The 22,634-nt window shown below is 39.5% G+C and carries 20 protein-coding genes; 3 read left to right on the top strand and 17 right to left on the bottom strand.

The genetic code is table 11. The annotated features are described in order from the left end of the window. Positions 1-18: 18 nt before the first annotated feature. The 4 genes from tolQ to GTH25_RS05060 form a co-directional block, all read right to left on the bottom strand. Positions 19-705 (bottom strand): Tol-Pal system protein TolQ, encoded by a 687-nt coding sequence (tolQ, locus tag GTH25_RS05075; RefSeq protein WP_075672726.1) that lies wholly within the window; start codon positions 703-705, stop codon positions 19-21. Beyond that, positions 705-1,100 carry a tol-pal system-associated acyl-CoA thioesterase gene (ybgC, locus tag GTH25_RS05070; RefSeq protein WP_069370103.1) on the bottom strand — a complete coding sequence of 132 codons (396 nt, stop codon included), beginning with the start codon at positions 1,098-1,100 and terminating at the stop codon, positions 705-707. Before ybgC ends, tolQ begins: the two co-directional genes overlap by 1 nt. A gap of 310 nt (positions 1,101-1,410) precedes the next feature. Next, entirely contained in the window at positions 1,411-1,818 is a 408-nt protein-coding gene (locus GTH25_RS05065) for a DUF4440 domain-containing protein (protein WP_099659818.1), read from the bottom strand. Further along, a complete protein-coding gene (locus tag GTH25_RS05060; RefSeq protein ID WP_164530362.1) occupies positions 1,808-3,178 on the bottom strand; it encodes an MFS transporter in 1,371 nt (456 codons plus the stop codon). Before GTH25_RS05060 ends, GTH25_RS05065 begins: the two co-directional genes overlap by 11 nt. 89 nt (positions 3,179-3,267) lie before the next feature. Here GTH25_RS05060 and GTH25_RS05055 point away from each other — a divergent pair, with 89 nt between their 5' ends. Next, positions 3,268-4,155, top strand: a complete 888-nt coding sequence (locus GTH25_RS05055) for a LysR family transcriptional regulator (RefSeq protein ID WP_156733110.1) — start codon at positions 3,268-3,270, stop codon at positions 4,153-4,155. Between the two features lie 91 nt (positions 4,156-4,246). Here GTH25_RS05055 and ybgE read toward each other — a convergent pair whose 3' ends face one another. The 12 genes from ybgE to sdhC all read right to left on the bottom strand — a co-directional run bounded on the left by ybgE (position 4,247) and on the right by sdhC (position 18,581). Next, the gene (ybgE, locus tag GTH25_RS05050; protein ID WP_075672722.1) at positions 4,247-4,531 is read right to left on the bottom strand and encodes a cyd operon protein YbgE; all 285 of its coding nucleotides are present in this window, start codon (positions 4,529-4,531) and stop codon (positions 4,247-4,249) included. Beyond that, entirely contained in the window at positions 4,531-4,644 is a 114-nt protein-coding gene (gene cydX, locus GTH25_RS05045; protein WP_066751769.1) for a cytochrome bd-I oxidase subunit CydX, read from the bottom strand. The genes ybgE and cydX overlap by 1 nt, the downstream gene beginning before the upstream one ends. Before the next feature lie 12 nt (positions 4,645-4,656). Beyond that, positions 4,657-5,814: a cytochrome d ubiquinol oxidase subunit II gene (gene cydB, locus GTH25_RS05040; RefSeq protein WP_075672721.1), complete on the bottom strand. Its 1,158-nt coding sequence runs from the start codon at positions 5,812-5,814 to the stop codon at positions 4,657-4,659. Positions 5,815-5,828: 14 nt separating this feature from the next. Beyond that, positions 5,829-7,394, bottom strand: a complete 1,566-nt coding sequence (cydA, locus tag GTH25_RS05035) for a cytochrome ubiquinol oxidase subunit I (protein ID WP_075672720.1) — start codon at positions 7,392-7,394, stop codon at positions 5,829-5,831. A 1,485-nt stretch (positions 7,395-8,879) separates the two neighbouring features. Continuing rightward, positions 8,880-9,749 carry a succinate--CoA ligase subunit alpha gene (gene sucD, locus GTH25_RS05030; RefSeq protein ID WP_006537657.1) on the bottom strand — a complete coding sequence of 290 codons (870 nt, stop codon included), beginning with the start codon at positions 9,747-9,749 and terminating at the stop codon, positions 8,880-8,882. Then, positions 9,749-10,915, bottom strand: coding sequence for an ADP-forming succinate--CoA ligase subunit beta (gene sucC / locus GTH25_RS05025; RefSeq protein ID WP_075671649.1), 1,167 nt, complete (start codon positions 10,913-10,915; stop codon positions 9,749-9,751). Before sucC ends, sucD begins: the two co-directional genes overlap by 1 nt. A gap of 161 nt (positions 10,916-11,076) precedes the next feature. After that, entirely contained in the window at positions 11,077-12,282 is a 1,206-nt protein-coding gene (odhB, locus tag GTH25_RS05020; RefSeq protein WP_075671647.1) for a 2-oxoglutarate dehydrogenase complex dihydrolipoyllysine-residue succinyltransferase, read from the bottom strand. Between the two features lie 13 nt (positions 12,283-12,295). Next, positions 12,296-15,100, bottom strand: coding sequence for a 2-oxoglutarate dehydrogenase E1 component (gene sucA / locus GTH25_RS05015; protein WP_075671645.1), 2,805 nt, complete (start codon positions 15,098-15,100; stop codon positions 12,296-12,298). 245 nt (positions 15,101-15,345) lie between these two features. Further along, positions 15,346-16,062: a succinate dehydrogenase iron-sulfur subunit gene (locus tag GTH25_RS05010; protein WP_006537662.1), complete on the bottom strand. Its 717-nt coding sequence runs from the start codon at positions 16,060-16,062 to the stop codon at positions 15,346-15,348. A gap of 34 nt (positions 16,063-16,096) precedes the next feature. After that, positions 16,097-17,863 (bottom strand): succinate dehydrogenase flavoprotein subunit, encoded by a 1,767-nt coding sequence (sdhA, locus tag GTH25_RS05005; RefSeq protein WP_023581183.1) that lies wholly within the window; start codon positions 17,861-17,863, stop codon positions 16,097-16,099. Then, positions 17,863-18,207 carry a succinate dehydrogenase membrane anchor subunit gene (gene sdhD / locus GTH25_RS05000; protein ID WP_156733107.1) on the bottom strand — a complete coding sequence of 115 codons (345 nt, stop codon included), beginning with the start codon at positions 18,205-18,207 and terminating at the stop codon, positions 17,863-17,865. The genes sdhA and sdhD overlap by 1 nt, the downstream gene beginning before the upstream one ends. Continuing rightward, entirely contained in the window at positions 18,201-18,581 is a 381-nt protein-coding gene (sdhC, locus tag GTH25_RS04995; RefSeq protein ID WP_164530796.1) for a succinate dehydrogenase cytochrome b556 subunit, read from the bottom strand. Before sdhC ends, sdhD begins: the two co-directional genes overlap by 7 nt. Before the next feature lie 623 nt (positions 18,582-19,204). Between sdhC and GTH25_RS04990 the strand changes: the two genes are divergently transcribed. Continuing rightward, positions 19,205-20,488 (top strand): citrate synthase, encoded by a 1,284-nt coding sequence (locus tag GTH25_RS04990; RefSeq protein ID WP_075671643.1) that lies wholly within the window; start codon positions 19,205-19,207, stop codon positions 20,486-20,488. 80 nt (positions 20,489-20,568) lie between these two features. Here the strand turns inward: GTH25_RS04990 and GTH25_RS04985 are convergent, their stop codons facing one another. Next, complete coding sequence (locus GTH25_RS04985; protein WP_075671641.1) at positions 20,569-21,330, bottom strand: AraC family transcriptional regulator; 762 nt, start codon at positions 21,328-21,330, stop codon at positions 20,569-20,571. Between the two features lie 101 nt (positions 21,331-21,431). On the opposite strand from GTH25_RS04985, the gene GTH25_RS04980 reads away from it, so the two are divergent. Continuing rightward, positions 21,432-22,562: a multidrug effflux MFS transporter gene (locus tag GTH25_RS04980; protein WP_075671639.1), complete on the top strand. Its 1,131-nt coding sequence runs from the start codon at positions 21,432-21,434 to the stop codon at positions 22,560-22,562. The last annotated feature ends 72 nt before the right edge of the window (positions 22,563-22,634 follow it).

The following is a 22,634-nucleotide window of genomic DNA, read 5'->3' as shown; positions in this document are numbered from 1 at the left end:
TCTCTCCTTCTGCGTTAACTATTTCTTTTCTGCGGAGGCAAAAGCTTGGCGATGTAAAATCGTCAGGAACTCTTCCATAAAGTTATCGTAACTTTGTTCCAGTTTATTTACACGCTGCGTAAACCGGTTATAAGCCATAACTGCGGGGATTGCCGCAAATAAACCGATAGCTGTTGCAATTAGAGCTTCAGCAATGCCGGGGGCGACCATTTGTAATGTTGCTTGTTTAACGCTACCTAATGCAATAAATGCGTGCATGATCCCCCAAACTGTACCGAACAGACCAATATATGGACTGATAGAACCAACAGTACCAAGGAAAGGAATATGATTTTCTAAAGATTCTAATTCACGATTGAAAGAGACACGCATTGCCCTTGATGCACCATTAACAACCGCATCAGGTGCATGAACGCTTGCTTGATGCAAACGCGCAAACTCTTTAAAGCCAGAATGAAAAATTTGCTCTGAGCCAGATAACTCATCACGACGAGCTTGGCTATCTTTATATAAACGAGCCAAATCAGTACCTGACCAGAATTTATCTTCAAAATCTGCAGCTTCACGATCGGCGGCATTCAGAACTTTAGTTCGCTGAATAATAATCGCCCAAGATGCAATAGAAAATCCGATTAAAAGCAACATGATCAACTTGACTAAAAGCCCTGCTTTTAGAAAGAGATCGATAACATTCATGTCAGCCACTACTTAAACTCCGCGATAATGGACTTAGGAAGCGCTACTGGCTTCATTTTTGATGAATCTACGCAGACAACAAGCACTTCTGCGCTACACAATACACAACCATCTTCATTAATAATCTTTTGAGAAAATGTCATTGAAGCACCACGCAATGTGGTAATTTCACTTTCTATTTGCAAAAGATTATCAAGTCGAGCTGGCGCAATATATTCTATTGATAATTTACGTACAACAAATACAACATGATCATACTCCCGTAAATCATGCTGATGAAAACCTTTTTCTCTGAGTAGTTCAGTTCTAGCACGTTCAAAATACTTCAGATAACTGGCGTGATAAACAACACCACCGGCATCAGTATCTTCATAATAAACACGAACAGGCCAAAGAAACTGCATATTACCTCCTTTACATTTCCCGAGTTAAGTCCATAAATAATGTAGTTATAAGTTACCTAACTATACTTAAGAGGTCGCTCTAAGGGAATCATAGTAACGTAAAGAATAGAAAACACAGTTTTCAGGCGCCAATCATAAACTCTTCTTTGCAACACGCAATATGCTTTGTGCTCTGAATAGAAAAAATATTTTTATTAAGACAGCATAAAAATGCTTGCTAATTAGAAATTCATAGATTGTCTTATTTAGTAGTATTATTTTTAATGGCAGAAAAAAACCAGTTAAAAAACTGGTTTTTCATATAAATCAATCAATTATTTGAGATTGGTGTTTCATGAAGATAGTGCCACTGCCAACACTCATCATGAGAATTGCGTCTCAATAATGCCACAGATTCGCGTATAAGAATTTTCTTATTTTCACTGTGTGTTTCTTGATATCTGACAAGCGCCAAACAATCGGACTGGTAAATTATTTTATAATTGTCTGTTTTTATTTTCAGGCCACTTCTTTTTCCTGCATTTTGTCTGAACATTGCGATAACATCATCATAACTCACTACTTTTCCACTGATCCCTACCATTGAAAACTCTTGAGATAAAAGATTTTCTATTTTTGTAATAGCATCGACTGATAGGGGATATTGCGTAAAAACCATTTCAATCTCGTCATGCAAAGATTTAATGCTTTCTATAATTGAGTCAATATTAATATTCATCTTGTATTTCCTGCGTAATAACTTTTTTCTTTAATGTAAATAATAAAATAAGAGGTAATATGCCTATTAATGCGCATATTAAAAAAGTCATGCTATAAGCTGTTTGTGGTAAATAAAAAAGAGAAAGAATATTAAATAACATAGCAACCATAGTTGCCCCGACACTAAAAACAACCTGTCTATTAATATTCCAAATAACACTTGCTTGAACTAATTTTTGTGCACCAAAATCATACAACGCCGTGGTTTGTGCGGTGTTAGCGCCAATCCCGCCCCCCATACCAATAATTAGATAAGCAATAATAAGTAATAGTATATCGCTACTACTATTTATAAATATTAATAAAGAAATACCAATGCTATGTAATAGCAATGCAATAATAAATAAGCGTTTCATTCCTAATTTATTATAAAGCGCACCACTTATTGTCATTGAAATAAAAGCACCCAGTGCATACAACAACATAAAAACACCCGTACCTTGACCTGTAAATTTTAAATATTGTTGTAAATAAAAAATAGCGAGAATATTTACTCCAGTAAAAACACCGGGAATACAGTAATAAATAAAAATAGAGAGTGATAGATTTCTATTTTTTAATAATGCTAAATTAATAACCGGTGATGAATGGTGTCGATAATGGTAATAATAAAGTACAGCAAAAATTATTGAGAATACGGCAATCACTAAAGCAAATAATGTTGAGTGGTATTCACCATAAGCAGATAACGCGAACAATCCAGATACAATGATCAGACTAATAAGAATGATACCTTTAATATCAGGCATAGAATTTTCTTTAGGTAAAGGCTCTTTTACCCAGATAAAAGCTAGAAATGCGGTTAACAATGAGAATGGAATATTGCTATAAAAAACCCAACGCCACGAAACAACATCAACAATAAATCCGCCTAATGTTGGCGATATTGCAGGTGCAATTAAAGCTATTGCCATAATTAGCGTAGAGATTTTACTTCTCTCATATCCTTGAAAATATTGAAAGGTTAATGCTTGCCCTATTGGGATTAACAATCCACCACTCACGCCTTGAATAAAACGCCAAAAAATAAGTTCACTAAAAGAGTGGGAGTATCCCACTAATGCAACGGATAGACTAAACATCAACATTGACGTTACCATCAATGCTTTAATTCCAAAACGTTGGGATAACCAGTGGCTCAATGGAATAATTAACGTTAATCCCAAAATATAACTATTTGAAACCCATGTAACAGAAACGATAGAGATCTGCATATCATCGGCAATTGCAGGTAATGCAATGGCTGACATAAAAATATTAATACAATCTATAAAGAAGCCCAGCAGAAATATAGATGCAATTCGATAGCGGTAAGTCATAAAAATCCTCCGCGCATAGAGTACGGAAGATTGACGAATTTCGTCTATCTGACAAAATAGAATTTATTGTTTAATCAGAGTAAACAATCATGCAAAACCAAATTGATCGAATTCGCTCTTTTATTGCGGTTGTTGACACCGGATCATTTACTCAAGCAGCAAAATATTTACGCCTAAGTAAATCGATGGTAAGTATTCATATCAAAGCATTAGAAACAGAATTGGATTCGTCATTACTCAATCGTAATACGCGACGATTCTCACTCACTGAAACAGGTGAAATGCTTTATCAAGATTTCCGCCTCGTGTTAAGTCAGTTAGAACAAACATTGGATAAGGCACGATTAGGACATCAAGAATTACAGGGATCGTTGCGGCTAAGTTCGACTGCGGAATTTGGTGAACACTATATTTTGCCGTTACTTAATCAATTTATGCAATTACATCCAAAGCTAAAAGTGCAGTATGCGTTTAATTCTTCCATTGAGGACTTAATAAATCATAAACTTGATCTCGTGATCCGCCTTGGCACATTAAAAGACAGCAATTACCGATCTACAAAACTGGCTGATTATGAGATAAATTTGGTTATCTCTCCTGATTTATTGCAGAAGTTCTCAATAAAAACTATCGACGACTTGAGCGCTATTCCTTATTTAGCAAATAGTAATTTACGTCAAAGTAAGCTTTCATCATCTTCCGAATTTAATACCCTACTCTCTCAGTTAGCTCAAGATGCTTATTTTGAGACCAATACCATTGTGGCATTAAAAAAAATGGTACTCGCACACTCTGGGATGACTATTTTGCCACATTGGTACATTCAACAAGAGTTATTAGAAAAAAAATTAGTTGTACTATTTCCTGATGTTTCCCTGTTAACACAATCCGTTAATATTATTTTCCCTTATAGCGAATATATTCCAAGAAAAACACGTCTCTTTATTGATTACTTAAAAGAAAATATCCAGCTATAACGCTAGATGTGAGAGAGAATTTAGAAGAAATAGTTAGGAGATAAAATACCTTATTTCTTTCTCATACACTGAGCAGAAATAAGGTATTTTCTTAGAAGAAAAAGTAACTTAGCCCAACAACTAAAATAATAATTGCAGGGATTGGATGTAATAAACATTTTGCGACAACATGTTTAGGGCGAAATGCTAAACCAAAAGTTGCACCAGCACACACAGACCAAATAAGAAGGATCCCTTGCCAAATTGCTAGTGAACTGGTGTTCGCTGCAAATCGGCTAGGATCCCACATGACACAAAATGCCATTACCAACGCCATGATTAAAACAAGAGCCCTAATAGGGCCCTTGTCTAGTAGTTGGTAGCTTTTATCCAACATTATTCTTCACTTTCTGAAGTTTTTTTCGCTTCAGCGTGCTCGAAAGCCAGTCCTGCGATCACCGCAATACTACAAGCGAAGAGCGTTCCGAGAAGCCATGCAAAATACCACATTCTCTATGCTCCTTAGTACAGAGTATGATTATTGCCTTCGATAAATTTCTTATCGAGGCGACCATGCATTTTCCAGTAACACCAGATGGTGTAAAGGAGAACGATAGGTACGAAGATAATCGCAACAACTGTCATTACCTGAAGAGTAAACAGGCTAGAAGTTGCATCCCACATTGTTAAGCTCACATCTGGGAAAGTGCTTGAAGGCATCACAAATGGGAACATAGTCACACCACAAGTCAGGATAACACAAGCAATTGTCAGTGAAGTGAACAGGAATGCCCAACCACCTTTATTTGCTTTAGTTGCAACAATCGCCAGTAAAGGACATAACAGACCTAATGCAGGCAGAGCCCATAATACTGGATAGTTGTTGTAGTTATTCATCCAAGCACCAGCTTCGTGAGAAACTGTTTTCAGCAGTGGAGATGAAGGACCTGCGGTATCAATAGCACTTGTAATAACGAAACCATCAATACCATAAATTAACCACACGCCTGCTAATGCAAAAGCAACGAAAGTGATTAAAGAGGTAATGTAAGTTGCTTTACGAGTACGCTCATGTAACTCACCAGTAGTACGCATTTGAAGATAGCTTGCACCATGTGCAACGATCATCATTAAACTAATAACACCTGCGAGTAAGCCGTATGGGTTTAATAGACTTAACAGATTAATCAGCGCATTAGTCGTACCGTTATAAGATACACGTTGCATACTATCGACTTCTAATGGAACACCTTGTAACAGGTTACCAAAAGCAACACCGATAACTAATGGTGGAACGAAGCTACCAATAAAGATACCCCAATCCCACATGCCACGCCATTTTGGTGATTCTAATTTAGAACGGTAGTCAAAGCCTACTGGACGGAAGAATAATGCCGCCAGTACGAAGATCATACCGAAATAGAAACCTGAGAATGCCGCAGCATAAACCATTGGCCATGCAGCGAATAATGCACCACCTGCTGTGATTAACCATACTTGGTTACCATCCCAGTGAGGTGCAACAGAGTTAATTAAAATACGGCGTTCAGTGTCATCTTTCGCGATAACGCGTAGTAACACACCGACACCCATATCAAAACCATCGGTGACCGCAAATCCGATCAGTAAGATACCAACCAGTAGCCACCAAACAAACCGCAATACTTCATAATCAAACATAGTGGACTCCTGTGTTACTTACTTTGAGAAGAAGCTGTCTTCTGTTCAAAGTGATAGCGACCCGTCTTCAGGCTACTCGGCCCAAGGCGACCAAATTTGAACATCAGGAACATTTCAGCAACTAGGAACAGTGTGTACAGACCACAGATAAGACCCATAGATACTAGGATATCAGCCTGTGTCAGTGAAGAAGTTGCTACAGCCGTAGGCAGGATTTCACCAATCGCCCATGGTTGACGTCCATATTCTGCAACAAACCAACCTGCTTCAACTGCAATCCACGGTAATGGAATACTAAACAGAGCAGCACGTAGTAACCATTTATAGTTACCAATACGGTTAGACAGAACTGTCCAGAAGGAAATCGCAACAACCAGTAACATCAGGAAGCCTGCGGCAACCATGATACGGAATGACCAGAATAGTGGTGCGACATTAGGAATAGTGTCTTTTGCAGCAGATTTGATTTGTTCTTCTGTTGCATCGACAACATTTTCAGTATAACGCTTCAGTAGTAAGCCGTAGCCTAAATCTTGTTTAGCGTCATTAAATGCAGCACGAATAGCAGGATCAGTATTACCTGCGCGTAATTCGCTTAATAATTCGTAAGCTTTCATACCGTTACGAATACGAACTTCATGCTGACCCATCAGATCATTAAGACCTAATACAGGCGTATCGAAAGAACGTGTTGCAATAATACCCATGACATAAGGGATTTGTAATGCAAACGAGTTTTCCATTTTTTCTTGGTTAGGGAATGCAATCAGATTAAATGCAGCTGGAGCTGCTTCTGTATGCCATTCACCTTCAATTGCAGCCAGTTTGGTTTTCTGTACGTCACCCATTTCGTAACCAGATTCATCACCCAGTACGATAACAGATAATACAGCAGCGATACCAAAAGTAGCAGCAACTGCGAAAGAACGTTTTGCAAAACCGATATCACGACCTTTGAGCAGGTAGTAAGAGCTGATACCCAGAACAAAGAATGCACCAGTACAGTAACCAGCAGCAACGGTGTGAACAAATTTAACTTGAGCGACAGGGTTTAAAACCAGATCAGCAAAACTCAACATTTCCATTCGCATGGTTTCAAAGTTAAAGTCTGCAGCGACAGGGTTTTGCATCCAACCATTCGCAACAAGGATCCACAGAGCAGAGAAGTTAGAACCGAAAGCAACTAACCAAGTTACCATCAAGTGCTGCTTCTTACCTAAGCGATCCCAGCCAAAGAAGAACAATCCAACGAAAGTTGATTCTAAGAAGAACGCCATCAGACCTTCGATTGCTAAAGGCGCACCGAAGATATCACCGACGTAATGAGAGAAATATGACCAGTTAGTACCAAATTGGAACTCCATGGTCAACCCAGTTGCGACACCCAGAGCAAAGTTAATACCAAATAACTTACCCCAGAACTTTGTCATATCTTTGTAAACTTGTTTACCCGACAGAACATATATCGTTTCCATGATTGCCAGCATAAACGCCATACCCAGCGTTAATGGGACAAACAGGAAGTGATACATTGCTGTTAAGGCAAACTGTAACCGTGACAGTTCGACAATATCAAACATCTTGACTCCTTGCTCCTAGCAGGAAGACACCGACTTGCGGCAACCCGACTTTATTAAATTATAAAGCCTCATAACTACCAGCAATAAATGCCTCTAAAAACAACAACGAATATTAAAGACCAAAAACACAATACCTTACAAATAGTACGCTTATATTTACATATAATAAATATATTTTGCGTGACCCAGATTTGAATTCTGAGCTTAGGTCAACAATACGACTTTTAGGTTTGTAACAGCATATTTGATCGTGTGCCAATTTAAGCATATTCAGAAATTTTTGCCACAATTAATAACTTGACCCACATCAAAAAAACACTTTAATGTTAACTAGTTGCGAATAAATTACCCAATAGTTACCATTGTGTTAATGCGATGTTGTTTTTATTTTTAAGTGTAATTTACCTCCTTATATTTTCCATAATAAAATTAACTTTTTATTTTCATAAAAGACTTAAAAATAAACACTTTTAATTGTGTTTTATTAATTTTAATATCAATTCCATTTTTTTGCAGGTAAATAATAAATATTTTAAAAAAATAATCTATTAATTAATAAGTTGAAATTTACAAAAATGTAAATATAAAAAAAATCACTCTATTATTTTATCTAATAAATATATATAAAAAGTCCAATCTTGATTGTCAATTTTTAATATTATTTATTTTTTAGTTTCTCTTTTATTCTAGATAAATGAAATGCAATAAATCTGTACTTAACAAATAGAACGTAAAATTGCTATTAATGTGAAAAATAAAATATCATTATAATCAATAAGATAATAAAAAAAGCAAGTCATTCATTGAAAGATAGCAAGAAAAAATAAAAAAATCTTTCATTGTGTTTTCGTATTCAAACAAAGTGATTTTCAAGGTACTAACCAACTTCTTATTATCGATTCTTATAGTAATAAGGAGATCATAATTCCCCTTTAATCGTCATTTTGATGTTCTAACATAATAAAAAGATATTTTTTGCCATTAAAGACCCTATCTCCCCTATTCCTCATACATTCATTAACATGTTTAAAAGTCTATTTTCTTAGTAAAAATCAGTGTTACAGCGTGATCCTAGTACAGGTTTAAAGCTAATTATTACGATATTTATAGAAGTACCTATATTGCGAACAGCATAAAATAAGTGATCATTTTTTCTGTTAATGCTCTTTTTTACTAAAAACATGCATTTAAAATATTATTTTTAACAATTTAGGGTATCTATTCATAGCTTATATCATTACTTTTAGGCGTCACAAGAACGTTAATAAATAGAGAAATAATATTTCGCATACAGATCAATTTTCAAAAAAAACAATATAAAACAGTTTATTAGAATAAATTCAGGTAGGATATTGATGTGTTAATTACAATATTAACTATTGATATAGCTTTTTAAATGAAACTAAAAATAAAAAATGCCAGCTCCTTTTTTAGAAACTGACATTCGAGATAGTATCAATCTGAAATTATTAACAGAATTGTTACTTATTTGATCAGTGATTTAATCGCTTCACCGATATCGGCTAAGCTACGAACTGTTTTAACACCTGCAGCTTCAAGGGCAGCGAATTTCTCATCTGCAGTACCTTTACCACCAGCAATAATTGCACCCGCATGTCCCATACGTTTGCCTTTAGGCGCTGTTACACCAGCAATATAACCGACTACAGGCTTAGTGACATGATCTTTGATATAAGCAGCCGCTTCTTCTTCCGCTGTACCACCGATTTCACCAATCATCACAATCGCTTCTGTTTGTGGATCTTCTTGGAATAGCTTCAGAATATCAATAAAGTTAGAACCCGGAATTGGGTCTCCACCAATACCAACACAGGTTGATTGACCTAAACCAACATCCGTTGTTTGCTTAACAGCTTCATAAGTTAATGTACCTGAACGAGATACAATACCTACTTTACCTGGTAAGTGAATATGACCTGGCATAATGCCAATCTTACATTCACCCGGAGTGATAACACCCGGACAGTTAGGGCCAATCATACGTACGCCAGCTTCATCTAACTTAACTTTAACAGTCAGCATATCCAGTGTAGGAATACCTTCTGTAATAGTAATAATTAGTTTAATGCCTGCATCAATCGCTTCTAAGATTGAATCTTTACAAAATGGTGCAGGTACATAGATAACTGTCGCCGTTGCACCTGTTGCTTCAACGGCTTCACGTACTGTATTGAATACAGGTAAACCTAAGTGCGTAGTACCGCCTTTACCCGGCGTAACACCACCGACCATTTGCGTACCATAAGCAATAGCTTGCTCAGAGTGGAATGTTCCTTGGCTACCAGTGAAGCCTTGGCAAATTACTTTGGTATTCTTATCAATTAAAATAGACATTATTTTGCCTCCGCTGCTGCAACAACTTGTTTCGCGGCATCCGTTAAGCTTTTAGCAGCGATAATATTTAATCCACTATCTGCTAATTTTTTTGTGCCTAACTCTGCATTGTTTCCTTCAAGACGAACAACCACAGGAACATTAACGCCAACTTCTTCAACTGCGCCAATAATACCGTCTGCGATTAAGTCACAACGAACAATACCGCCGAAAATGTTGACTAATACAGCGCTGACATTTTCATCTGATAAAATAATCTTAAATGCTTCAGTTACGCGCTCTTTTGTTGCACCACCACCTACATCGAGGAAGTTTGCAGGCTCGCCACCGTGAAGTTTAACGATATCCATTGTACCCATCGCTAAACCCGCACCATTAACCATACAGCCAATGTTGCCATCTAATGCAACGTAGTTCAGTTCCCATTGTGCCGCTTGTGCTTCACGAGGATCTTCTTGTGAAGGATCGTGCATTTCACGCATTTCTGGCTGACGATATAACGCGTTGCTATCTACGCCTAATTTGCCATCAAGACAAATCAGATCGTCTTCTTTAGTAATAACCAGTGGGTTAATTTCGATTAAAGCGAGATCACGCTCTAAGAAAATAGAGGCTAATCCCATAAAGATTTTAGCAAATTGGCTAACTTGCTTGCCTTTTAAACCCAGTTTAAATGCTAATTCTCTTCCCTGATAAGGCATTGGGCCAGTCAGTGGATCAATAATTGCGCGATGAATAAGTTCTGGCGTTTCTTCAGCAACTTTCTCAATTTCAACGCCACCTTCTGTTGATGCCATAAAGACAACACGACGGGTACCACGGTCAACAACCGCACCAAGATAAAGCTCTTTAGCGATATCGGTTGCTGCTTCAACCAAAATCTGTGTAACAGGCTGACCGTTAGCGTCTGTTTGATAAGTGACTAAACGTTTGCCTAACCATTGTTCAGCAAATGCGCGGATCTCTTCTTTAGATTTAACGACTTTTACGCCGCCCGCTTTACCACGTCCACCCGCGTGAACCTGACATTTCACGACCCAAGGGCCTTGACCGATTTTTGATGCAGCTTCTTCTGCCTCGCGCGGCGTGGAGCAGGCGAAACCAGCAGGTGCTGGTAATCCATACCGTGTGAAAAGCTGTTTTGCCTGATACTCGTGTAAATTCATGATGTTCTATCCATAATCTTGTTGAAAGTCGGGCTTTCTTATTTTTTTGACTATAAGCCAGAGAAATCTGGCTTCACGAACACACTGTACTTCTTTGATGCTTGTGTCTGTTGCTAAGTAGGCAGGAGGAGCATCTCCTGCCTAAAAGCGATATTTATTACCTATACATCCAGTAATAAACGAGCTGGATCTTCTAGCATCTCTTTAACGGTTACTAAGAAACCGACAGACTCACGACCATCAATTAAACGGTGGTCATAAGACAGAGCCAGATACATCATTGGTAGAATAACAACCTGACCGTCTACTGCCATTGGGCGATCTTTAATTGCATGCATCCCTAAAATGGCACTTTGTGGTGGGTTGATAATCGGAGTTGACATTAATGAACCGAAAACACCGCCATTTGTGATAGTGAAGTTACCGCCTGTTAAATCTTCAACAGTTAACTTACCGTCACGACCTTTTACAGCTAATGCTTTGATGTTTTTCTCAATATCCGCCATGCTCATAGCATCTGCATCACGTAATACTGGCGTTACCAGACCACGAGGTGTTGATACTGCAATACTAATATCGAAGTAGTTATGATAAACCACATCAGTGCCATCAATAGAAGCATTCACTTCTGGATAGCGTTTCAGCGCTTCAACAACTGCTTTAATATAGAAAGACATAAAGCCTAAACGTACACCGTGGCGTTTTTCGAATGCTTCACCATACTGAGCACGTAAATCTTTGATTGGCTGCATGTTGATTTCATTAAACGTTGTCAACATTGCAGTGGTGTTTTTCGCTTCTAGTAAACGCTCTGCTACACGTTTACGTAAACGTGTCATTGGTACACGTTTTTCGCTACGGTGAGATAACAGTGCCTGAGGAGCTTCTGCTACTGGTTGTGTAGTTGATTTATTCGCAACATGACCTTCGATATCTTGACGAGTTAAACGTCCGCCTACACCACTGCCTTTCACATCCGCAGGGTTAATATCGTGTTCAGCCACTAAACGACGCGCAGTTGGACTTAATGCATCGTTATTGCCTTTTTCAGCAATATCAGCACTTTGACGCTGTGCTGGAGTGCTATCTTGAGCAGGTTTCACATCAGCAGGAATGCCTGTGCTATCACCTAAACGAATGCGACCTAGTAATTGGCGTGAACCAACAGTAGCGCCTTCTTCTTCAAGAATACTTTCTAAAACACCTGCTTCACTTGCAGGTACTTCTAAAACAACTTTATCTGTTTCGATTTCAACCAGCACTTCATCGCGTTGAATGCTATCACCAGGTTTTTTATGCCAAGTTGCGACCGATGCGTCAGCAACTGATTCAGGGAGATCCGGTACTAGAATATCTACACTACTCATTTTCTATCCTTATTTATTCAACTTTCAGTGCGTCTTCAACCAGAGCTTTTTGTTGCTCCTGATGAACAGAGGTATAACCAACTGCTGGAGAGGCTGATGCAGGACGTCCTGCATAACGTAATGTTGCGCCTGCTGGAATAGCATCACGGAAGTTATGCTGACTACAGTACCAAGCACCTTGATTCAGGGGCTCTTCTTGACACCAAATAAACTCTTTTACATGAGCATAAGGTGCGAGAATTTGCGCAATATCTTCGTGTGGGAATGGATACAGTTGTTCAATACGAATAATGGCAACGTTGTTTTGCTCATTAGCACGACGCTGTTCTAATAAATCGTAGTAAACCTTACCGGAACACATCACAACACGTTTCACATCAGCAGGTTTTAAATCATCTATTTCACCAATGACAGGTAAGAATTTACCATTTGCTAATTCATCCAATTCAGAAACCGCTAATGGATGACGTAACAGTGATTTTGGTGACATTACGATAAGTGGACGACGCATACCACGTAACGCTTGACGGCGTAACATATGGTAAACCTGAGCCGGAGTTGATGGCACACAAACCTGCATATTTTGTTCTGCACACAGTTGCAGATAACGTTCTAAACGTGCAGAGGAGTGCTCTGGGCCTTGGCCTTCATAACCGTGCGGTAACAGCATGACTAAACCACACATACGACCCCATTTTTGCTCACCAGAGCTAATAAATTGGTCGATAACGACTTGAGCAACGTTTGCAAAATCACCAAATTGTGCTTCCCAAATTGTTAAACCGCGAGGTTCTGTTGTGGCATAACCATATTCAAACGCAAGTACAGCTTCTTCTGTTAATACAGAGTCCCAGACATTAAATTGTCCTTGAGCATTATGAACATTGGCTAATGGTACATAAACAGAACCATTTGTTTGGTTATGAATGACCGCATGACGATGGAAGAATGTACCACGTCCCGCATCTTCGCCAGAAAGACGAATGGTGATACCTTGGTCAACTAAAGTGGCATACGCTAATGTTTCTGCTGCACCCCAATCGAGTAGTTTTTCACCTTCTGCCATAACAGCGCGGTCGGCATAAATTTTCTCAACACGAGATTGCATCACAATTTCTGATGGAACAGTGCTTACTTTGCGTGCAAGATCTTGTAAGCGTGCTTTTTCTACTTTGTGAGGATACTCTTCATTCCATTCATGGTTTAGATACGGTTCCCATGTGTAAGAATGCAGACCCATTGGGCGGTATTCTTCAACAACACAGTCACCACGATCCAACGCATCACGATAAAGATTAACCAATTCAGTCACATCATTGGCATCAAGAAGTGATTGGGCAACCAGTTTATCCGCATAAATTTTACGTGGTGTTGGATGCTTTTTGATTTTTTGATACATCAGAGGCTGAGTCGCATTTGGCTCATCCGCTTCGTTGTGACCATGGCGACGGTAACAAACGAGATCAATCATAACATCGCGTTTAAAGGTATTGCGGAAATCCAATGCTAAGCGAGTCACAAAAGCTACTGCTTCAGGATCATCTGCATTAACGTGGAAAATTGGCGCCTGAACCATTTTCACAATATCAGTACAATATTGTGTTGAACGGGCATCTTTTGGATTTGAAGTCGTAAAACCAACTTGGTTATTGATAACAATACGAACCGTACCGCCTACTTCATAACCGCGTGCTTGAGACATGTTCAGGGTTTCTTGAACAACACCTTGACCAGTCACGGCCGCATCACCATGAATAGTAATAGGAAGAACCATATTGCTACGAGCTTCATCTAAGCGATCACGACGAGCACGAACAGAACCAATTACAACTGGGCTAACAATCTCTAGGTGAGATGGGTTAAAAGCTAATGCTAGGTGGACTTGAGCCCCTTCAGTCGCAAAGTCAGATGAGAAACCTTGGTGATATTTAACGTCACCCGTTCCCAAATGTTCTTTATGAATACCCGCAAATTCATCAAACAAATCAGCTGGTTTTTTACCTAGGATATTTACCAGAACGTTTAAACGTCCGCGGTGCGCCATACCAAGAACCACTTCACGAGTGTCTTGTTTACCTGCATGGCGAATTAAATCTTTTAACATCGGAACTAATGCATCACCACCTTCTAAAGAGAAGCGTTTTGCACCCGGGAATTTCGCGCCTAAATAGCGCTCTAAACCTTCAGCTGCCGTTAGCTCTGTCAGGAAGCGTAACTTTTCTTCTTTAGTGAATTGGTCTGCAACATTTACTGATTCTAAACGTTGTTGTAGCCAGCGTTTTTCTTCAGTATTAGTGATATGCATATATTCAGCACCAATTGAACCGCAGTAAATGCGCTTCAGTGCTTCATATAAATCACCTAATTTCATCGTTTCTTTGCCGATAGCAAAAGAACCGACGTTGAAGGTTTCTTCAAAGTCTTCTTTAGTTAGATTATGGAAAGCAGGATCTAAATCTGGAACAGATTCTTGTTTCCATAAACCAAGCGGGTCGAGATTAGCGTTTTGATGACCACGAAAACGGAAGGCATTGATGAGCTGCAAAACTTTAACTTGTTTTGAGTCCATTGCCGGATCGCTTACCGAGGTATGATATCGAGTGGATTCTTTTGCGAGGCGTCTGAAGTAGTCGCGGGTTTGAGAATGCGACTGTTCTATGCCTTGACTTGCGGGCAGTTGTTGAAAAATCTCTCTCCAACTTTCGTCAACAGAGTTTGGGTCAGTTAGGTAATCTTCATAGATATCTTCTATGTAAGACTGATTCTCTCCTGCTAGAAAAGTTGATTCTAGCCAGTCCTTCATTGCGCCGTTCTGCATTATGATCCCTTAAGCTATACAGCTTTAGTTCGCCGTGGATAACTAATACCGTGATTAAACGGTGTCGATTGCAAGGTTCTCTTATGACCCGCTATCTCGCAGGTTCTTTAAATATGGAGCTTTAGCTCTCAAGGAACCTTTAAGCACTGTCTTACAGTGTTTAAAGGTGCCTTACTATTTTTACCGCAAACGTCTAACTTAGTTTTTCCATTAACCGCCCTAACTATTTTAGGGCGGTTATTATTTTATGCACTACGTTTTAACAACATTGACTTAATATGACCAATCGCTTTTGTTGGATTGAGTCCTTTAGGACATACGCTGACACAGTTCATGATGCCATGACAACGGAACACACTGAACGCATCGTTAAGATCATCAAGACGAGATTCAGTTTCTGTATCGCGACTATCAATCAAGAAACGATAAGCCGCTAGCAATCCAGCAGGCCCGATAAACTTATCTGGATTCCACCAGAATGACGGGCAAGAGGTTGAACAACAAGCACAAAGGATACAATCGTAAAGTCCATCAAGCTTTTCACGCTGTTCTGGTGACTGTAAGTTCTCACGAGCAGGAGGATTTTTGCCATTATTAATTAAATACGGACGAATTTTCTCATACTGTGTATAGAACTGGGTCATATCCACTATTAAATCACGAATTACTGGTAAACCGGGTAACGGTCTGATCACAATTTTCTTACTTCCTTTCTGTAAAGATGAAATAGGTGTGATACAAGCCAAACCATTTTTACCATTCATGTTCACACCATCAGAGCCGCAAACACCTTCACGACAAGAACGACGGAACGATAAGGTAGGATCTTTTTCCTTTAGCTGAATTAATGCATCCAACAGCATCATGTCACGCCCTTCAGGAACTTCGAGGGTGTAATCTTGCATATGCGGCGCATTATCAACGTCGGGATTGTAACGATAAATCGAAAATTCAAGTTTCATATTTAAGTCTCCGCAACTTCAATAACACCGCTAATTAATATGTACGCACTTTAGGTGGGAAGGCTTCACGCAGTTTTGGCTGCATATTGACTTCACGTCGTGTCATTGTTTCGGTTTGCGGTTGATATAATGTATGGCATAACCAGTTCGCATCATCACGCTCTGGGAAATCGAAACGGCTATGAGCTCCACGACTTTCTGTACGGAAGTTTGCAGACACCGCAGTGGCGTAAGCAGTTTCCATCAGGTTGTCTAATTCTAAGCACTCAATACGCTGTGTATTAAACTCACTTGAATTATCATCCAGTCGTGCATTTTGTAAGCGCTCACGAATAACTTTCAGTTCTTCTAAGCCTTTAGCCATTGCATCACCTTCACGGAATACCGAGAAGTTATGTTGCATACAAGATTGCAGTGCTTTACGGATCTCAACTGGGTCTTCACCAGAGCGGTTGTTTTCCCAACGATTTAAGCGCGTTAATGCCGCTTCAACATCAGAATCGCTCGCATCACGCATAGTACCTTGTTCCATTAGTGACTCTTTTAAGTGAACCCCTGCTGAACGACCAAATACCACGAGGTCTAACAGTGAGTTACCCCCTAAGCGGTTTGCACCATGAACAGATACACAAGCAATTTCACCGACTGCGAACAATCCAGGAATAACAACGTCCTCGCCCTTTTCGTTCACACGAATAGCTTGACCCGTTACTTTTGTTGGAATACCCCCCATCATATAGTGACAAGTAGGTATAACAGGGATTGGCTCTTTAACTGGGTCAACGTGTGCGAAAGTACGAGAAAGATCAAGAATACCCGGTAAACGAGACTCAAGAACTTCTTTACCCAAATGGTCGAGTTTCAATTTCGCATGAGGCCCCCAAGGGCCATCACAACCACGACCTTCACGAATTTCAATCATGATTGAACGTGCAACCACATCACGACCAGCAAGGTCTTTGGCGTTTGGTGCATAACGTTCCATAAAGCGTTCACCGTCTTTATTCAACAGATATCCGCCTTCACCACGACAACCTTCAGTCACTAACACACCAGCACCCGCAATACCGGTTGGGTGGAATTGCCACATTTCCATATCTTGCAGAGGAACACCTGCGCGAACTGCCATGCCAACACCATCACCTGTGTTGATATGCGCATTTGTAGTTGACTGGTAAATACGACCCGCACCGCCAGTAGCTAAAATCGTGGCGTTTGCTTTGAAATAAACGACTTCGCCCGTTTCGATGCAAATTGCAGTACAACCGACAATATCGCCATCTTGGTTTTTCACTAGATCTAGTGAATACCACTCTGAAAAGATGGTTGTGTGATTTTTTAAATTTTGCTGATAAAGGGTATGCAACAATGCGTGCCCAGTACGGTCAGCGGCAGCGGCTGTACGAGCAGCTTGTTCACCACCAAAGTTTTTTGACTGACCACCAAATGGACGTTGATAAATACGGCCATCATCTAGGCGAGAAAATGGGAGTCCCATATGTTCCAACTCTAAAATTGCTTCAGGGCCGGTTTTACACATATATTCGATAGCGTCTTGGTCACCAATATAGTCGGAACCTTTTACCGTATCGTACATGTGCCATTCCCAGTTATCCTCATGGGTATTACCGAGTGCAACAGTGATACCACCTTGAGCGGAAACAGTATGAGAACGAGTAGGAAAAACTTTAGAAATCAGTGCACAAGACAGACCCATTTGAGAAATCTGTAAAGCGGCACGCATACCTGCGCCACCCGCACCAATAACAACAGCATCAAACTCTCTTACTGGCAGATTCATTACACACCCCACACCACAATTGTTCCATAAATAAGATAAACCAACAGCGCAACAACAATAATCAGTTGTAAACTCAGGCGTAATGCCAGCGGTTTAATATAGTCCGTTAACACTTGCCACATTCCGATCCACGCGTGAATAAGAATAGAAAGCAGAGTCAAGATGGTGAACACTTTGGTTAAGGATGAGCTAAAGAATCCGCGCCATACCTCATAGGTTATTTCTGTTGTAGCAATAAATCCCACAAGATAAAGAACATATAAAACGATAATAATGGCTGAGGCACGAAGGAATAACCAATCCTGTATGCCAGTACGGCCTAAAGTAGAAGAATTACTTACCATACTAATACCCCCGCCAATATTGATAAAATCACTGTAATAACCATTGATGCTGCCGCTGAATTACGGCCTACAATCAAGGTTTCATCAATAAAGCCGAAGTCCATTAACATATGACGAATACCACCACAAATGTGATATGCCAATGCCGTTAGGATGCCCCACAAAATAAATTTCGTGAAGAAGCCAGTCATAATTTCAGCTGCTTGCTGAAATCCTTCAGGAGAGGAGAGAGAGGTGCCAAGTAACCACAGCAAGATGCCAACTGCGACTAACATGATAACCCCAGAGACACGATGCAAGATCGATGCGATAGCAGGGAGTGGAAACTGTATCGTCTGTAAATCCAGATTGACAGGTCTTTGTTTTTTCACAATTTATGCCCACACAGCTTTTATAATTTTTCCTTCCTCCGGACCTGGATGGAAATCAAACAGCGAATGGGGTACAAAGGCACATTTTAAGTAAAATGTTAAATCCGTCTATTTTACAGAAAGTGTGGATTCGTTACGCTGGTTCTCCATACAACAACGGTTCCGGAGACCTGCGCGCAGTATAAGTGCTTCACAAACTTATTACAATTACCACACAACTTGTGTGCCCGACATTTGCCTCGAACAGTGAGAAGGATCACTATTTAATACATCCGATGCAAAACTGATTATCATTTTTGACACATACACAACATTTTTCTTACATTTACTGCATTATTTTAATGTTTATGTTTTTTTTGTGCGCAAACACGCTTCCAGAAACCTCAAACTTATGTAAAAGTGATAGCAGTACTAATTCTAAGTGCATTGCATAAAAAAGCACCTAAAAAAACATAACATCAAAAGCTCCTTAACATAAGTGACACACTATAGACCTAGACATTACGGGCATTAAATAAAACTCGGCTGGGTACCTTACATCAACTATAGTTTCACTATCGAAGTGCATCTTTATGAAGATACCCTCGACTTTGTTAGGAGACATATAAGCGCTAAGGAGATTATAAATGGCTGATAACAAAGCTAAGCTAACGATTGCTGAAACATCTGTAGACTTGGACGTTCTATCCCCTACACTCGGTTCCAAAGTTATTGATATTCGTACTCTCGGCTCCAAAGGTTATTACACCTATGATCCCGGCTTTACCTCAACCGCCTCTTGTGAGTCAAAAATCACCTTTATTGATGGTGAGAACGGTATCTTACTTCACCGTGGTTTCCCTATCGGGCAATTAGCGACGGAATCAACATACTTGGAAGTCTGTTATATCCTTCTGTATGGTGAAGCACCAACACAGGAGCAATATGATACATTTAAAACCACAGTAACGCGTCACACCATGATCCATGAGCAAATTACCCGACTGTTCAATGGTTTCCGTCGTGACTCACACCCAATGGCTGTATTATGTGGTGTTACAGGTGCTTTAGCTGCGTTCTATCACGATGCATTAGATGTCAGTAATCCAGTTCACCGCGATATCACGGCTTATCGCCTACTATCAAAAATGCCAACAGTGGCAGCAATGTGTTACAAATACTCGATTGGTCAACCTTTCGTTTATCCAAGAAATGACCTCTCCTACGCAGGTAACTTCTTGCATATGATGTTTGCAACACCATGCGAAGAGTATGTCGTTAACCCAGTACTTGAACGCGCAATGGATAGAATTTTCATCCTTCATGCCGATCATGAGCAAAATGCGTCAACCTCAACTGTACGTACTGCGGGCTCTTCCGGTGCAAACCCATTTGCCTGTATCGCAGCGGGTATCGCGTCACTTTGGGGACCAGCTCACGGGGGTGCTAACGAAGCTTGTCTACGTATGCTGGAAGAGATCAAAACGGTTGAACACATTCCTGAATTTATTAAACGTGCAAAAGATAAAAATGATTCCTTCCGTTTAATGGGCTTTGGTCACCGTGTTTACAAAAACTACGACCCTCGTGCAACGGTAATGCGTGAAACCTGTCATGAAGTGTTAAAAGAATTAAACCTCAATGACAGCTTGCTTGAAGTGGCAATGGAATTAGAACGTATTGCTCTAAACGACCCGTACTTTATTGAGAAAAAACTGTACCCTAACGTTGACTTCTACTCTGGTATTATTCTGAAAGCGTTAGGTATTCCATCCAATATGTTTACTGTTATTTTTGCGATTGCACGTACAATTGGCTGGATTGCTCACTGGAATGAAATGCACGAAGATGGTCTGAAAATTGCGCGTCCTCGTCAGCTTTATACTGGCTATGATGAGCGTGATTTCAAAAGTGAAATTAAAAAGAAATAATTGAATTTTATTAATTATTTATCTTACTAAGCCCCGTTTAAATCGGGGCTTTATGTTTTAAAGTTATCGATAAAATTCAATCAGCTTTTCAAATATTCTTGTGGTGTTTGCCCTGTCATTTTTTTGAAAAAGGTAATAAAGGCACTGTCACTGGCAAATCCTAATATCTGGCTAATATCAATATAGCGATGATGAGTAGCTAATAATTCAATGGCTTTCATTAACCGCCATTGTTGGCGCCATTGTTGATAGCTCAGCCCCGTCTCTTTGTAAAACAACCGTGTGATCGTTTTTTCACTCGCCCCTACATACTTTGCCATTTCTTGTAATGCTGGCGGTAAATCATCAAAGGATAAACGACTTAGGCGTCTATCTTTAGGCATAAATAAATGATTGGGTTGCCGCGGTGCTTGAGTGATTTCATCAAAAAAAACGGCCAATAAATTTGCGTAGCGCCCTTCTTCCCATTGAGTATCAAAATCAGCAATAGAAATTCGTTCTAATATTTCTCGTAAAAGAGGTGAAATCGTTAAGATCTCGCTCTCGCTTGGAAAAATATTATGGAATTCATCACTAATATAAACAGAACGATATCCAACAGAGGCATACATTTCGACTCGATGTTCAAGTCTTGGAGGGATCCACGCAATCCTCATGGGAGGTAATACAGAAACACGAGAAGCTAAAGTAATCCGCATACACCCTGACTGCGTAAATAATAACTGCCCTCTATCATGAGAATGAAACCCTGAGTCGTGTTTTCCCATTTCTGCCGCAATACCAACGACTGATGCAAGATGCTCTTCTGGCACAAAGTGGTCGTATTGATTAAGCCAAGCCATCACTTGTCCTATTTGAAAAATAATATGTCTTTATATTTATAACAAGACATTCATTATCTCTGTATTCTGCTCATCAAGATTTAAGGATGTAGGATAAAAAGATGAACAAAAAACTCTCTTTATGGTTAGCAATTGCGTTAATGATGTTTCCACAAATTGCAGAAACCATTTATAGCCCAGCACTTACTGATATTGCAAACGGCTTTCATGTCAGTGCAAACAAAGCTGGGCAAACACTTTCGCTCTATTTCTTTGCGTTTGCATTGGGCGTCATTATATGGGGTCGATTATGTGATGTCATTGGTCGTCGTCCGACAATGTTAGCTGGATTGCTTATTTATGCTGTTGCTTGTCTTGGCGTTTTTATGACACAAGATTTTTCAGTATTACTTGGATTGCGAATGCTTTCCGCTTTTGGTGCTGCGGTAGGCTCAGTAGGCACACAAACCATTATGCGTGACGTATATAGTGGCGATGAGCTGGCTAAAGTTTTCTCAGTGATGGGAGCAGTCATCGCCCTAAGCCCAGCAATAGGTATGTTAAGTGGTTCATTGTTAGTCAGCTATGCTGGTTACCAAGGTGTGTTTAGTGGTCTTGCCCTCCTTGCTGTTATTTTACTGTTATGGAGTACTTTTGCTTTACCTGAAAGTCGCCCTGAAACAATAAAAACAGCACCATTAGGAGAAACTGCAATAAAAATGCTCAAGGATAAGCAGATTGCTAAAACAGTATTATTAATTGCCTTTTTTAATATTAGCCTTTTTGCCTATTATCAGTTAGCACCTTTTATGTTTGATAAACAAGGTTATAGTGCAAATACCTTTGGTTATAGCGGCATTGTATTAGCAATAGGTGTCGGTGTTGGCTCTTATATTAATAAAGCTCTATTAAACCATCATTGGCAATGTGGAAAACTAGTTTTACTTGCGAGTTTTATTGCATTAGTTAGTGCCGTGAGTGTTTATTTATTACGTAACCACATTAGCTTTATTATTCCAATGATGACGAGTGTTGTTGCTTATGGCATTGCTATTCCAAATATCTTAGCCACAGCATTAGCACAATATAAAGATCGTTTAGGTACTGCGGGTGCATTATTAGGCTTGTTCTACTATTTGTTAATTGGTGGTGGGCTTGCACTTGCAGGATGGGGACAAAGCTTAGCAATCACTTTACTGATTTGTAGTCTAGGATCATTGCTACTCTCTTTTTCTCGTCAAACGACAAAATAATAAATATAAAAGAGCTCATTATATTTAATGTGAGCTCTTTTTATTTTGCCCTTTTTTCTGCTAATTTTTAAT

The organism is Proteus terrae subsp. cibarius (assembly GCF_011045835.1).
GTDB lineage: Bacteria > Pseudomonadota > Gammaproteobacteria > Enterobacterales > Enterobacteriaceae > Proteus > Proteus cibarius.
Note: the sequence above shows the minus strand (reverse complement) of the source record. Positions and strands in the feature narration are given on the sequence as shown.